This is a genomic window from uncultured Peptoniphilus sp. (assembly GCF_946998875.1).
GTDB lineage: Bacteria > Bacillota > Clostridia > Tissierellales > Peptoniphilaceae > Peptoniphilus_A.
Map to the genome: position 1 here is coordinate 82,351 of NZ_CAMQAY010000002.1, position 14,588 is coordinate 96,938.

The 14,588-nt window shown below is 32.2% G+C and carries 11 protein-coding genes and 1 pseudogene; 1 reads left to right on the plus strand and 11 read right to left on the minus strand.

Going from position 1 to position 14,588, the window contains the following annotated elements; all coding sequences use genetic code 11:
* Window position 1 precedes the first annotated feature (1 nt).
* The 5 genes from Q0U74_RS01650 to Q0U74_RS01670 form a co-directional block, all read right to left on the minus strand.
* Window positions 2-511 carry a Gx transporter family protein gene (locus Q0U74_RS01650; protein ID WP_297392330.1) on the minus strand — a complete coding sequence of 170 codons (510 nt, stop codon included), beginning with the start codon at window positions 509-511 and terminating at the stop codon, window positions 2-4.
* Window positions 508-903, minus strand: coding sequence for a NusG domain II-containing protein (locus Q0U74_RS01655; RefSeq protein ID WP_297392332.1), 396 nt, complete (start codon window positions 901-903; stop codon window positions 508-510). The genes Q0U74_RS01650 and Q0U74_RS01655 overlap by 4 nt, the downstream gene beginning before the upstream one ends.
* Before the next feature lie 170 nt (window positions 904-1,073).
* Window positions 1,074-1,256 carry a 50S ribosomal protein L32 gene (rpmF, locus tag Q0U74_RS01660; protein ID WP_019124550.1) on the minus strand — a complete coding sequence of 61 codons (183 nt, stop codon included), beginning with the start codon at window positions 1,254-1,256 and terminating at the stop codon, window positions 1,074-1,076.
* Window positions 1,257-1,258: 2 nt separating this feature from the next.
* Window positions 1,259-1,792, minus strand: a complete 534-nt coding sequence (locus Q0U74_RS01665) for a DUF177 domain-containing protein (protein WP_297392335.1) — start codon at window positions 1,790-1,792, stop codon at window positions 1,259-1,261.
* Window positions 1,793-1,864: 72 nt separating this feature from the next.
* A complete protein-coding gene (locus tag Q0U74_RS01670; RefSeq protein WP_297392337.1) occupies window positions 1,865-3,061 on the minus strand; it encodes an acetate kinase in 1,197 nt (398 codons plus the stop codon).
* A gap of 101 nt (window positions 3,062-3,162) precedes the next feature.
* Here Q0U74_RS01670 and Q0U74_RS01675 point away from each other — a divergent pair, with 101 nt between their 5' ends.
* Window positions 3,163-4,305: a nucleotidyltransferase family protein gene (locus Q0U74_RS01675; protein ID WP_297392339.1), complete on the plus strand. Its 1,143-nt coding sequence runs from the start codon at window positions 3,163-3,165 to the stop codon at window positions 4,303-4,305.
* 91 nt (window positions 4,306-4,396) lie between these two features.
* On the opposite strand, the gene Q0U74_RS01680 is transcribed toward Q0U74_RS01675, so the two are convergent.
* The 6 genes and pseudogenes from Q0U74_RS01680 to Q0U74_RS01705 form a co-directional block, all read right to left on the minus strand.
* The gene (locus tag Q0U74_RS01680) at window positions 4,397-5,146 is read right to left on the minus strand and encodes a hypothetical protein (RefSeq protein WP_297392341.1); all 750 of its coding nucleotides are present in this window, start codon (window positions 5,144-5,146) and stop codon (window positions 4,397-4,399) included.
* Window positions 5,147-5,300: 154 nt separating this feature from the next.
* Window positions 5,301-5,756, minus strand: a pseudogene (gene tnpA / locus Q0U74_RS01685) (IS200/IS605 family transposase).
* Between the two features lie 317 nt (window positions 5,757-6,073).
* Window positions 6,074-7,990 carry a UvrD-helicase domain-containing protein gene (locus Q0U74_RS01690; RefSeq protein ID WP_297392343.1) on the minus strand — a complete coding sequence of 639 codons (1,917 nt, stop codon included), beginning with the start codon at window positions 7,988-7,990 and terminating at the stop codon, window positions 6,074-6,076.
* A gap of 19 nt (window positions 7,991-8,009) precedes the next feature.
* The gene (locus tag Q0U74_RS01695; protein WP_297392344.1) at window positions 8,010-9,923 is read right to left on the minus strand and encodes an ATP-dependent endonuclease; all 1,914 of its coding nucleotides are present in this window, start codon (window positions 9,921-9,923) and stop codon (window positions 8,010-8,012) included.
* 42 nt (window positions 9,924-9,965) lie between these two features.
* Complete coding sequence (locus Q0U74_RS01700; RefSeq protein WP_297392346.1) at window positions 9,966-12,854, minus strand: DEAD/DEAH box helicase family protein; 2,889 nt, start codon at window positions 12,852-12,854, stop codon at window positions 9,966-9,968.
* Complete coding sequence (locus Q0U74_RS01705; protein WP_297392349.1) at window positions 12,847-14,586, minus strand: site-specific DNA-methyltransferase; 1,740 nt, start codon at window positions 14,584-14,586, stop codon at window positions 12,847-12,849. The genes Q0U74_RS01700 and Q0U74_RS01705 overlap by 8 nt, the downstream gene beginning before the upstream one ends.
* Window positions 14,587-14,588: the final 2 nt, after the last annotated feature.

A 14,588-nucleotide genomic window follows, 5' to 3' on the forward strand; every position in this document is an offset into this window, starting at 1 on the left:
TTCAAGCCCTCTCCTTTGATATATTTGTGTTGTCAACTATATAAATTGAAGCAAGTCCAACAAAAAATCCTGTGAAAATCCCTAAAATAACAAGCAGTGGTAGATAGGCAAGTATTGCCGTAGTCTTCATGATGTAGGATGCAACTAAAACTTGTCCTAAATTGTGAAAAAATGAGCCAATTTCACTTATTCCAATTAAAGATAAATATTTTCTCAAAAATTTATGAGAAATAATCATGGCAAGTGAACTTAAAATAGCGCCGCCCATGGAAAAAAAGAAGCTAGACACAGCGCCAGTGACCAGTGCCAAGATAACAGTCTTAAAAATTGAGACAAAAAAGCCCTCCTTATATCCAATGGCAACTATAGTTACAAGAACAACAATATTTGATAGACCTAGCCTAGCACCTGGAATGGCAACTGGAAGTGGAATTACACTTTCAAAGAGACCAAGGACAATTCCTAAGGCGCTAAGTAGAGATAAATAAATTAATTTTCTATTATTTCTCATTTTATTATCAAATCCAAACTATCATGGTTCTTTTTGTCAGAGACAATTTTTACCATGACTCTATTAGGTAGGCAGATGATTGAATCTCCAGGAATAGAAATTTTCCCCATCTTCATGCAAATTTTATCCTTGCAATTAGATTCATGCATGTGCACCTCACCCTTTTCAATTATTACTTCATTCTTACCGTAAACAGTATTTATATCGATTTTTTCATCTGTCTTTTTAGTTAAGGGAACTTCTTTATATATTTTCCCGTCCACAGTTATAACAACTTTTTTTGAAATATTTGCATCTTCCTTGGGAAGTTTGTTTGTAAAAAAATAAATTAAAAAAGAAAGAATAACTATTAAAATAATAACTAAAATATCAGCTTTTTTTAACTTTTTCATAATTTTATTATAGCACAAGATGAAGCTTATTTTTTCAATTAAATTTTATTATAGTTTAACTTTAACTTTCTTAAAAATTGCAATAAAAAACTCTATAATATTCTAGACATAAATCTAAAATGTTATAGAGTAAATTTACATAAAAAAAGCGAGACCTAAGTCTCACTTTATTATTCAGCTTCTGCAATAATTTCTTTGCCTGCATAGTGTCCACAAGAAGGACAAACTCTATGAGGTAATTTCATTTCATGGCAGTTAGGACATTCAACTACTGTTGCTTTATTTAATCTGTAAGAAGATGCTCTTCTCTTATTCTTTCTTTGTTTTGAAGTTTTTCTCTTAGGTACGGCCATTTCTACACCTCCTCATCTTTAAATAAATCTAATAACTTTCCAAATCTTGGATCCACTGTCTCTTCTGGTGATTCTTCTTCCTGACAATCACAAGGACCTTCGTTTAAGTTCTTGCCACAATGAGAGCAAAGTCCCTTGCAATCTTCGCTGCACAAATTTTTACCAGAAATTGAAGTAACAATTTGTGAGAAAATAATCTCTGAAAGATCTACTGAATCATCAATAATTTTAAAATATTCGTCTACAGAATCTTCATCATATAAACTTGTATCTTTAAAATTGTAAGCAATGTAAGATGTCTCTTTTTCCTTTATAAACTCTTTGAGGCATCTGTCACAGACTGCTTTGAACTTGTAGGAAATATCAAGACAAAGTTCTAATTCCCCTGTCAAATCATGAATATATCCCTTGTACTCTATTGGATAGATGAGATTTAGATCTTCTAAACTCAAATCCGTGTCATTTTCCTTTAAGCTGCCCTGAAAGTCAAGCCTAACATCATCAGATGACAAAAAAGTACTAAGATCTAATTTCATATACTCACCTCAAAAATACATACAAATCATTATAACTTTTTATTTTTCAAATGTCAACAAAAATCTTGAAAATTATGCCTCAACAAGTGCCTTTGTATCTCTTGCAATCATAAGCTCTTCATTAGTTGGGATTACAAAAATCTTAATAGAAGAATCGTCAGCAGAAATAAGTTTGTCTTCTCCTCTGACATTATTTCTTTCTGTGTCTATTTTAAGTCCAAGAGATTTTAAGCCATTAACTATTGATTCTCTCATTTCAATTGAGTTTTCGCCAACGCCTGCAGTAAATACAATTGCATCAACATGGTCAAGTTCAGTCATGTAAGAACCAATGTAGCCACGAACTCTTTTTTCGAAGATATCAAGGGCAAGTTTTGCTCTCTTGTTTCCTTCATCTCTAGCTGCTTCAATATCTCTAAAGTCACTAGATACTCCAGAAATTCCTAGTACACCAGATTTTTTATTGATTAAAGTGTTAATTTCATCAGTAGAAAGATTTTCTTTTTCCATTAAGAATGGAAGAATAGCTGGGTCTAAATCACCACATCTAGTTCCCATTGCAATTCCTTCAAGTGGAGTGAAGCCCATGGAAGTGTCAATGGATTTACCATTTTTAACTGCACAGATACTTGAACCATTGCCAAGGTGACAAGTGATTAAGTTAACTTCATTTACATCTTTTCCTAGCATTTCTGCAGCTCTATTAGTGATGTATTTGTGAGAAGTTCCGTGGAAACCAAATCTTCTGATTTTATATTTTTCATAGTATTCGTATGGAAGTGCATAGATGTAGCTTTCAGCTGGCATAGTTTGGTGGAAAGCTGTATCAAATACTGCAACTTGTTTAACATTAGGAAGAAGTCTTTGGCAAGCCTTGATTCCCATAATGTTTGGTGGATTGTGAAGAGGAGCTATTTCAACATTATCTTCAATTCCCTTTAAAACTTTTTCGTCGATTATAACAGATTGAGCAAAGTCTTCGCCACCGTGTACAACTCTGTGACCTACTGCATCAATTTCATCAAGAGATTTAATTGCACCGTATTCTTCATTTGTTAGGGATTCCATTACAAGTTCAAGAGCTCTCTTGTGGTCTTGCATTGGAGTTTCAATAGTTTTCTTTTCCTTTCCTATTGTCTCGTGTTTAATTCTTGAACCTTCAATTCCAATTCTTTCAACTAAACCCTTTGCCATCAATTCTTCAGTTTCCATATCAATTAGTTGATATTTTAGAGAAGAAGATCCGCAATTAATTACTAATATCTTCATGTTTCCTCCTCATGTTTTTTAAATTTATTAAATATAGTATAATAACTAATAATAAGTTTATAACAGATGTAAACATTAGTCAATAATTGGAGATTTAAAATATGAAAATTGCTTCTATAATTGCGGAGTATAATCCCTTCCATAGGGGTCACGCCTATCAGATTCAAAAAATAAAAAGTGAATACTCAGATTTTATTGTAGTCATTATGTCGGGAAATTTTGTCCAAAGGGGCGAACCTGCCATAATAAATAAATTTGAAAGGGCAAAGATAGCAGTAGATAATGGAGCAAGTCTCGTCCTAGAGCTTCCCCTTTACTATGCAACATCTAATGCAGAAATATTTGCTCGTGGCGGCATTACTATTTTAAATTCTATGGGAATTATTGATAGACTTTACTTTGGAAGTGAAGATGACGCATCTACTTTAAAAAATTTGTCAGAAAAAATTTATAAAAATTTAGATAATGAGAAAATAAAAAAATATTTAGCAGAGGGCAATTCTTATATAAAATCTCGCGAACTTGCCATGGATTTTTTAAGTCAAAAAGAAAAGGAAGTTTTAAAAAAACCAAATAACATTTTAGGCTTGGAATACATCAAAAACTTAGAAAAGTTAAATTCAAAAATAGAAGCCCACTCTATGGCGAGAAAAAATGTAAATCACAAGGACGATTTTGCCCTTGAAGGCTTTGCATCAGCATCACACATAAGAAGCCTTGCCTATAGGGGCGAAGATGTATCAAGCTTTTTGCCAGGCTATGACTTAGTGGTGGAAAATAAATTAGAAGATTATTTTGAAATCTTTAAATACAAAATGCTTGCAGGGAAAATAAATTTCACCGACTACTTTGACTATGAAGTTGGACTAGAAAATAGGATTATAGAAAATTTAGACTCCAAAAACTTTGAAGAACTAATAGAAAAAGTCCACTCAAAAAGGCACAGCAAGTCAAGAATAAAAAGATTAATCTTAGAAATTCTCTTAGACATAAAAAAAGATTCCATAAAAAAATCCTTTGAAGCTCCCTACACAAGAGTCCTTGCCTGCGACGAAAGAGGCATAGAAATCTTAAAAAAATCAAAAAATAAAAATAAAATTTATTCCTTTAAAAGCTTTTATGACAAATCAACTGGCATTACAAAAGAGATGCTTGATAAAGAAATCTTGGCAAGTGACCTCTACAATATAAAATCTGGAAAAATAAAGACAGACTTCACAAGAGAAGTCTATAAAAAATTATAAAATTATAAAAATCATTTTTTTAATTAAAGGCAAAAAGAAACTCTCATCCTAAGAAATTCTAAAATGGAAATCCTAGAATGAGAGATTTTTATTAGTCTTTAGTCTCACTTATTGACTTTTCATAAATATTTGTAAATTCTTTCATATCCTTGTTTCTCACGACTTCTGCTGGCACATCGTGGACGCTAATAGAACCTCCCCATGACTCAGCTTCCCCATCAGGCTTTTTATTTTCCTCTGGAATTAAAATAATAGAATATTTAGTCACCTTTAAAGAAGTTTTGTACATAATTTTTTGCAAATCGCAAAGAATATCTAAGCACTTTTCAAGGCTTGGCTTTTTAACATAAGCAAAAGCCTGAGCATTTACATCTTCCTTAAAATTATTAAAATCAAATTTTTGGTCTAGAAGAAGTTTTTCTTCAAGATCATCATTAACTGTTGTCAAAGAAATTTCATAAGGGAAATTATATTTTTTCTCAAGGCTTTTACCATAATCCCTTAATTCGTCAGAAAGTCTTATCCATGTGTTAAATAAAATGGAGTCGTAAGTATCTGCCTTTATCCCGCCAAAAGAATCAAAACCCAAATAAAACTTAGTGTCTTCGCTGTTTTTGTCGCGGAGCCTAACAATATAGTAGCCGTCCTTAAAATTATAATAGGCCCTGTCGCGATTTAGGTCCAAGTCCTTGTAGTTGGCTTCAATATATTTAGTGGCAGACTTTTCCGCCATAAGTCTTGAAATAGGATTGCCAAAAAATGCTAAACAAATGAAGGCAAAAATAATAGCTAAGAAAATAAATAAGCCAAGAAAAAATTTACTAAGCTTACCCTTACTCATAACAAAACCCTCCTTTATTGGAATTTATTATATAATAACACAGAATAAAAATCCACCGGCGTAGCCGGTGGTTTTGCTTATGCGGTCCAAAGGACCTTTATTACTAGCTGCTCATCAAGGGCGCCTGTGGTTTACCACTCGCAAGTTTTACTTGCTAACCCCTGAAGGGGTCTGTGTTATCCATTGTTATTTGACCACTTAATTCATCTTCTTTAAGTTGATTTTGTATATATTCTTTTATTGCTTTTGTATTCTTGCCTGCTGTGTCTACATAATATCCTCTACACCAGAATTGTCTTCCTCTATATTTGTATTTTAGACTTCCCCATTTTTCATATATCATTATGCTACTTTTTCCTTTTAAAAATCCCATAAAACTTGATATGCTCAATTTTGGGAGAATCTCTAGTAACATGTGCACATGATCTGGACATACTTCTGCTTATATTATATTTACTTCTTTCCAACTGCATAGTTCCCTAAAAATTGCTCCTATCTCTAATCTTTTACTTCCGTAAAATACTTTTCTTCTGTATTTTGGTGCAAATACTATATGATATTTACAATTCCATTTTGTGTGTGATAAACTATGCGTATGATTTAAATTCAAAAAAAACCTCCTGTTAATTTGTGTTTTGGTAAACCACAAATTTATTTTAACACGGAGGTATTTTTTTATTTGTTTTTCATCGCTAAAGCTAAATTGAACCCCCGGTCCAACCGGGGGTATTCTAATTACAAAAACCACCGGCTACGCGGTGGATTTTTATTCATGCTAAAGCGTACAAAAATAAGCTCAGCAGCTGATGTTAAAGACATTGCTGTCTGAGCTTATTTTGTTTTATTTGAGAATGTTTTATGGATCATATAATGATCATCAAGCTTCGATATTTATTTATAAATACAACTTCCTGCTACACTCTATTATCATCTGCAATCAACTATATTCCAATTTAAGAAGGCGTTCTTAGATTTTATGTATGTAGATTCTTGCACCGCTAAACATAGTAATTTACTTGGGCGGCTCATACCAACATAAACGCACTTACGACTACGTTCTACATCTGCTCCTTTACCTAATGTTCCAACTCCTAAATATGGCAATACACGTTTTATATCTGATGAACGATTTTTCTCGGTTTCCACATATAATGTTGCATCATGAGTTTCACCCTTAACACCATGAACTGTATCAAATACAATTTTTCTCTTGTAAACTTCATCAAAAATAATATTATCCTGTGACTTACAATCAGTCTTTAGAATTAATTTATCCATATAAAAAGAAGGAATTTTTGAAAACACATCCGTTTCATTGCATTCTTTACCTATAATTTCATTTGCTAAGTCAACTATTGCATAATTTATTTCATCAACATTACAATTTCGCATTATAGATAACTTAACCAAACAATCCGTATATAAATCATAATACTTATCAAGAAGAATCTTTCTTATAGAGATTATCGTATATTTAGAATCTGATTCAGAATCAATTATTCCCATAAACTCAAACAGTTTACATAAAATTATTCGAACTTCTTTTTCGACTAAATAGAGTTTCCCTTTTTCTAATTCGTTCGCAATCATATAAATATGATTCCAATATCTATTCAAATTTCTTATATTTTGTTTCGAATCAAATCCATCCCAATAATCTCCAATTTTCAATCCTTTTAATTCTTCACGTTTTACGAGACCTATAACTTTATAGACACCATTTGAATCATATAAATTGTATTGATTTAGTACATTAATAAATGACTCAATAACTTTATTCCTTGAATCATCATTAAAAACAATCAACGTTGGGATATATTTCAAGAACCCCTTTGATGATTTTATTTCTCGATTACCGGTTCTTAGATTTACCAAAAAATCAGCAATTTCTTGTCCATATCTATTAGAACAGAACATTTCAATACAATCTTCATCTGGAATCCATCCTATTTCTTGACTATTTTCAGAACTATATATAGCCTGATCAGGATCTCCTATATGAATTACACAAGTTTTGTTTTTATCAAACAGCTTATTCAAAACTTTTCGTTGTAATAAATCGCAATCCTGATATTCATCTACAAATACATATTGAAATCTTTGAGAAAATAAGTCTGTATATTGTGATGACAAATTCGAAATTGCTTCCGTTGCATATTTATAAGCGTCAGAATAAGTAATGATTCCTTCCTCTTTTAATAATGATTCTTTTGCTTGAATATATTGACTTGCAGAAGCAGAATTTTTCCCTGCAATAGCTCGATTTTGCCCTCTAACAAACAACCCATCATTATCAAAATATAAATTTTGAATATAGTCTACTTGTGTACCAACATTATTAGAACCATTTTTAACTTTATACTTTATGAAATAACGTAAGCTCTGATACGGGGACGTCCTACGTTTATCACTCCAAATCAAATTATAAAAATAATTTGCATATGTGCTATCATCAACCACTTGTATAGAAGTTTTTGTTATATTCCTTAAATATGGCTTTGTAACATATTGATCAATGAAAGATTGTATTGTTCCAACATAATTTGGATAGCTCATTAGCTTATCAGCATATCTATTTAATTTTGTTTTTATTTCATTAACCGCAACGTTTGTATGTGATAAAACGCATACCCCTATTCCGTCTGGAAAAGGCATTCTTTCAGCTAATATCTTGAGCTTTGCTAAAAGGACGGTTGTTTTACCACTCCCTGGACAAGCCACAATTTCAGATGAGTTCCAACAACGAATGACATTTATCGCATCTTCAGGAAAATAACATGATTTAGGAAGCAAAACTTTTTCTACATCTTTTATTTCATCGTCCGAGATATACATATCACCCATTCAATCATCATTCCTTTCCTTAATCACCATTATTAACTGAATATTTTATAGCATCCACTAAGTATTTAAGATAAGGATCATCTATGATTTTTTTCTTTAATGTTTGTTTTTTAATGCTATCAATTTCATGTTGGTATAAATCAAGATCAAACATATCTAATTCTGTAATACCTTCAGGAGAAATGGAAATACTTATTTTTATCAATGCTGCGAAGCATTGAGCAACAATTGCCTTTAAACCACTCTTACCTGAACCATCTAACATCAACTGGTACATTTCATATGCTTTCTTTGAAGGAGATAGCCCCTCCCATTTCTTTTGATCATTCGCAATCTCTTTTTCGATTTCCACTATCTTCTCTTTTGTAAGTGCATATTTATCACTATTTTTTATTTTTTTGCCACAGCGAATTGCTCTATGAAATACATCTTGAAGACAACTTAATGCCAAACAATATTCTAATGTCCATCTCGGTGTAATATAACCTCGTACAGAACCCTTAGTATATATGCTTTCTTTTCTGACTACCGTTTCTTTTGATTCTTCAATTTTTTCATCAAAAAACTCTTCTCCACCTTCATTTTTATATTCAGGTTTAATATCACAATCGGTAATAACTGATATAGGAACATTGATATTTTCGCCATTATTTCTTAAAAAAATCCTGGAAAATCTTAAAAAAGCCGTACTTCCCACATTTACTATAGAAACACCATGTTTTTCAAGTGGACAATCTATAACTTCAGCTAAAACAGGGAGCAAAAGATTTTCAGCATCGCCTTCAACCATTAAAATTCCTCTTGCAAAAAATAAGTTTGCTTTAGTAGCATCTAAAAATCTTTGTAAAAACAAATAATCTCCTTTTTCCAATTTAGTATTCTCGTATGACATATCGTAACCTGTTTTATTTTTAAGTAATATCACATTTTTTAGATTTATTTTTGAAGCAAGAATTGTACTATGAGTAGATATGATAATTTGTGTACCTGTTCTATCATATTCTTTCTGTAAATAATCTATTAATCTAAGTTGGGCTTGTGGATGCAGATGAGCTTCTAATTCTTCAATTAGAGCTAATCTTAATCCTCCCGAAGTGTCAGAATTTAACAACAATAACTCAGCTGCAATAAATAATAAATTCAGTTCTCCTAATCCCGGATTTATTTCTGAAACAACTAATGAAAGGCTCTCTAATATTTTTTTTAATTGAATATCAGCAACTTTTACCTGTGCTTCCGATGCAGTATCAGGAACATTGAAAGATGATAAACTATTTTTTATATTATTCAAAACAATTTTACCTTCTTCTTTAGTAAAATAGTATTCTATATCCTGATTAGCTTTTAAAAGAATGTCTTTTAGTTTATGTTCTTCCTTGTTAACAAATAAAGAATGCCCTGATAATATCTGTGCTAATCTTGAGTTTCTACCAGATCTCATTTCTCGTTCGGCATCTCTTAGTGGTTTTAAATACACGGTTTTAAGTAATTCTTTTGCTTTTCCGTCTAAAACAATACCGTCTTCAAGAGAACCTACTCTTAATTCAGAGTAGATTCTATTCTTATCTTTATATGCACGATAACAGAGATGCATAGAATAATTAGTTTTCTCTCCACAATGTTCAAAACATAAATATTCAATAAAGTTTTTTGCCTCATTTTGAGAAAAACTATCAATTACACATTTGACTCTAAATTCATTTACCTCATTTCCATTTTCATCTACATAAAAATCTTCATCTGTTGGGCGAACATATTCATTGCTCTGAGTAAGAAGAACAAGTTTAAGTGAATCAATAATAGCTGTTTTTCCCGAATCATTCTCGCCAATAAGAGCATTTAAACCTTTATGAAACGAAACTGACAACCCCGGCAAATCACCTTCCGACTTAAACTGTCTAAAATTGTAGAGCTCCAATTTTGAAACAATCATATGACTCCTCCTTCTATATGTTTTTTTAAGACGATTGATGTTTTACATTTCTATTTGTTCATATTGAACTCTATTATCAATTAAGTATTTAAAACTAGAATTCAAGCGTACTTCATCGTGTGAAATCAATACATAGCTCCAAGGCTTTCCTTCGTTTTCAGCATTCCATTCAGAAACGGCTTTGCAATATTCTTTTGCAGCCTTTGCTTTTTCAATGACATCTTTACTCTTAAGCTCATTACTTGCTTTTGTTTCGACCATAAAAATGCCCTCAGTAGTTTCTACAATGAAGTCAGGTTCATATCTACTCATACCACCCGGACCGTAATAAATATTAAACTGTTTTGGTGAAGGTCTCATCCATTTATCTACCGCAGTATCGTTTTCAAGTACGATTGCAAATCTACGTTCTGTATCACTATCAAATTTATATAATGTGTGACAAGCTTTCTTAAAGCCATTAAATACTTTCGAACGAACTTCACTTGCTGGCATAGTTGCTCTTAAATCGTATATTTCATCAGATTTAATTTTTCCACCAAAACCAGTTTCAATACGAGAGAATGGTCGCATTTCTGTAGCACGATATTTAACTTCATTCGTATAGAAATGCTGCATCATTTGAGCATAAATTAAATCAGCAATAGTTGTTTGACGCTGATACATAACCTCTACTGCATCTTCTTCTGATAAGTATGTACAGAAATGAGCCTTTGCTTCACCTACAAGTTTATAAAGTAAGTCAGCACAAGGTGAATAATCTACATTCTCATGGACGATGATATGTCTTACTATCTCGTTCTCAGCTGAATCCACTCTTGTTGTTGCTGCAATCTCAGGAGTATGTTCAAAAGTTTCTCCTCCTTCTCGAAGTTCAGTACCAAGCATAGCTTGACTTGATGGATGCCAATTCATGTTCCTTGTTTCCAAATCAAAATCCACAAAACCTCGTTTTACTTCATTAAAAGGCTGAACAACAGTTTGTGGTATCGGAATAACACAATTAGTTAACGCTTGAACACAGGTTTCAATTGCTTTTTCAACAACTGATGTTAATGTTTTCGGTTGCAAGTTCATATGTGGGAATTGCCTGATGGTTTCTGCCACAACAGTCTTATGAATAGCTTCTCGTATTTCCGGATCTTTCACAGCATTAAAAGTTTTAATCTGGCGATTTAACTCTGTAACACTCTTTGAAGTATATGAAGCAACAAACTGGGCAACTTCTTTTACCTGTTCTTCGACTTTTGTTCTTTCCTGTTCTGTAGTAGCTGCATAGGTAGGTGTTTCCATCAATGTAAAAGCTAATTGTTCTGTAAAACTTACATCTTCAACAATTTTGTCGTAAGTTGTAGGCATTTCAATTGTTTCTTTTGGACCTTCTGTTTGTGGATCAGTTTCGTCAATATAATATATTTTTCTAACAAGCGATTCCGGATCATTTGCTAAATTTATAATAGCTTCATATTTATCATGGCTCACAATAGATAGACGGTCAACTTGGTCAACACCAGTGCGTTCACCATATGGAAGACGAAGTCCACGTCCAATTGTTTGTTCAGTTAAAGTCTCAGAGGCTGATGCACGCAATGGGATAATAGTATAAAGGTTTGTTACATCCCAACCTTCTTTTAGCATATTAACATGGATAACAATTTCAATCTTATTCTCTGGATTTTCTAACGACAACAGCTGTTCAATGTTTTCGTCTTTTTCAGCACCTCGCTGTGCAGAGTTGATTTCCATAACTTTATCTGCATAGTAACCATTAAAGAAATCATTTGATTTTATATACTTCATTATTTCCTTAGAATGGTCAGTATCTCTAGCAACCACTAGAACAAAAGGCTTTACAACAGGTTTATTGAATGTACGAGCGTAAATTTCAAGCTTACTCTTAGTATCTTCATGCAAGCGAAGACCATCATTTAATTTCTCATGGTCAAGCTGTTCTGCTGTATATTCTTCTGGTCTAAAATCCTTACGAGTAAAGACAGCTGGAACTTTAACATATTTTTCATCATTCAATGCATGAGCAAGAGAATATTCGTAAATAACATTTTTAAATGGTATTTTCTTTGAACCTTTTTGAATCTGTGGTGTTGCTGTCAGTTCCACACCAAGAATAGGACGAAGTTCATTGATAACATCAAAGCTCTTGTCTGCATGATAGTGATGACTTTCATCCATGAATATACATAAATCAGGAAGAAATTTAAGATATGAAAAAAAAGATTCACCAAGCACTTCGCTTAATCTTTTAATTCTTGCAGGTTGTCCAGCTTTTACTTTACTATCTGAGTTCAGCTTTGAAATATTAAATACATTGATTGTAACATCATTAACAAATGACTTTATTTGTCTGAACTCATCATAGTTTTCACCATCTACAATACGTGGTGGAACAACAAATAAATCCAATCCTTTAAATACATACTTAGGATTCGATGGGTTTCCAAGGTCTGCCTTTAATTTTCTATAAATTGTAAGATTTGGTGCCATTACAAAAAAGTTTTTAATACCTTTTTCATAGCGAAGATATGCAATACAAGCACCCATAAGTCTTGTTTTACCAATCCCTGTCGCTAAAGCAAAACATACAGAAGGAAAATCTCTTTCAAAAGAACCTAGTGTTTTAAAATACTCTTGAGCGTTTCTTAAATCATCTGCATAAAAGTCTGAAGCCATCATCGACGCTTTGTCATGAAGAAACTTATCTTTCTTTTCAAGGGTTGGAAGTGCATTATATCCTTCTTTATTTTCTGCAATAATTTGCTGCATTGTTGTAGGATTTTTTTGCAAGCTGATAATATCACATAATTTCGCAAAGTAATCTAAGCTCTGCTCCTGTGGCGGACGCAGAGCAAGAACATTACTTATATACTTAGAATGATAAGTATAATATCTTTCGGTATAGGATTCTTTAATCATCTTCCCATTCCTCCTCATCAATTATTGGAATATCAACAACATTAAGGTTATAGTTATCTACTCCATATTCACATTTATCAAGGACAGATTGTGGAATCTTTTTCACTTGAATATTATCATAACGTTTATCAAGTCCAATATCAAAAGCCGGAGCACAAATAAGTAGCGTTTCCATCATTCCCAAGTCTGAATAAATGCTATCAAGCATCTTTGAATCCATATAATTTGTAGTTACATAGATATAGCTTTTGTCTTGACTATAACCTTGTTTCCAAAATACATCTGGATCAGGTGAGTAATTATATCCATTCAATTTTGCAATAGCTGCTATGAGCATATTTAAGTTATACTTACTTGAAATGACAGGATTACCGTATTTGTCTTTTTCAATAAGAGAAGGAGCAAGTTCATAAAACTTATATCCTCCACCACCTTGCCAATTCACATCTTTAGTAATACCACCATTATCTGTTCCATCAATCACAGCATTTAAACGTGGTATGCAATGTGTATAACAATGTTCTCCTAGCTCTATTCCAATCCATTTCCTATTTAATTTATGTGCTGTTGCCGATGTCGTTCCGGAACCCAAGAATGAATCTAGTACAATATCTCCGTCAACAGACAACATTTCTATAATTCTACCCACTAAACTTTCTGGTTTTTTACCATTAGGGAATTGGACATTACCCTCTTTTGTAAGGTTATTGTATTGAATATCATCCCAAAGATTACCTGAATTATCTAATTTATAGATAAGTTTACCATCGGTATCTACTACATCTTTAAGCCAAGCAACAAGGTTATTGTCTTTGTAGTAAAATCGAGTAAGTTTACCAGCATTTTTCCCTTTAATTGGCGTATACTCAATACTAAACATGCCTTTACCACCAAATTCTTCGGTTTCTTCTATTACTTTCGTTCTAATAGATGTCTGTGCATTCGTAGTTCTAAGTATTTTTTCAATATAAGAATAATAAGCCTTTTTTGTATTACCATCAAATTCGTCTTTGGCTATTTGATTAACTGACACAAATTCAAAATTTTCATGTTTGTAAAGCTTAATCATATCGCCATTTCCAGCTGGAAATTCTTTAACAAAGTCTCCATCATCTATTCTTTTAAGTACAGTTGTATATTTCCAACTTTTTCCTTGATCCTCATAACTTTGGATATAATCCATAAGCTCTTGCTTTTTCTGTGGAACAACATTGAGTTTAAATGACTCCAAATCTTTTGCGTAAAGAAGTATATATTCAACATTGTCTTGAAGGCTTTTTCCAAGGTTACTACCACTAACTCCCGCTACTTTTGTTTTAACAGAGATAGTATTAATATGATTTTTTCTTGTAAACACTTCATCCATCAAAACTTTTAAATAAGCCATTTCAACATTATCAATTTGTACACAAATTGCACCCTCTGGAGCTAGAAGATTTTTTAATATTTCCAAACGAGACTTCATCAACTTCAGCCAAATAGAGTGTTCTAAATTATCATCATAATGTTCAAAAGCTGCACCAGTATTATAGGGCGGATCTATATAAATACATTTTACTTTCCCTGTATATTGTTGTTCCAATGCTTTTAAAGCAAGTAAATTATCTCCATGAATGAGCATATTTTCCGTATTAGGATCTCCATAATCTTTTGAAGGCTCATGAAGTAATATACGAGGTTCTACAGCCGGTTCTTTGCCTTTTCCAATCCAAGTAATTTCTAATTTTTGCATTT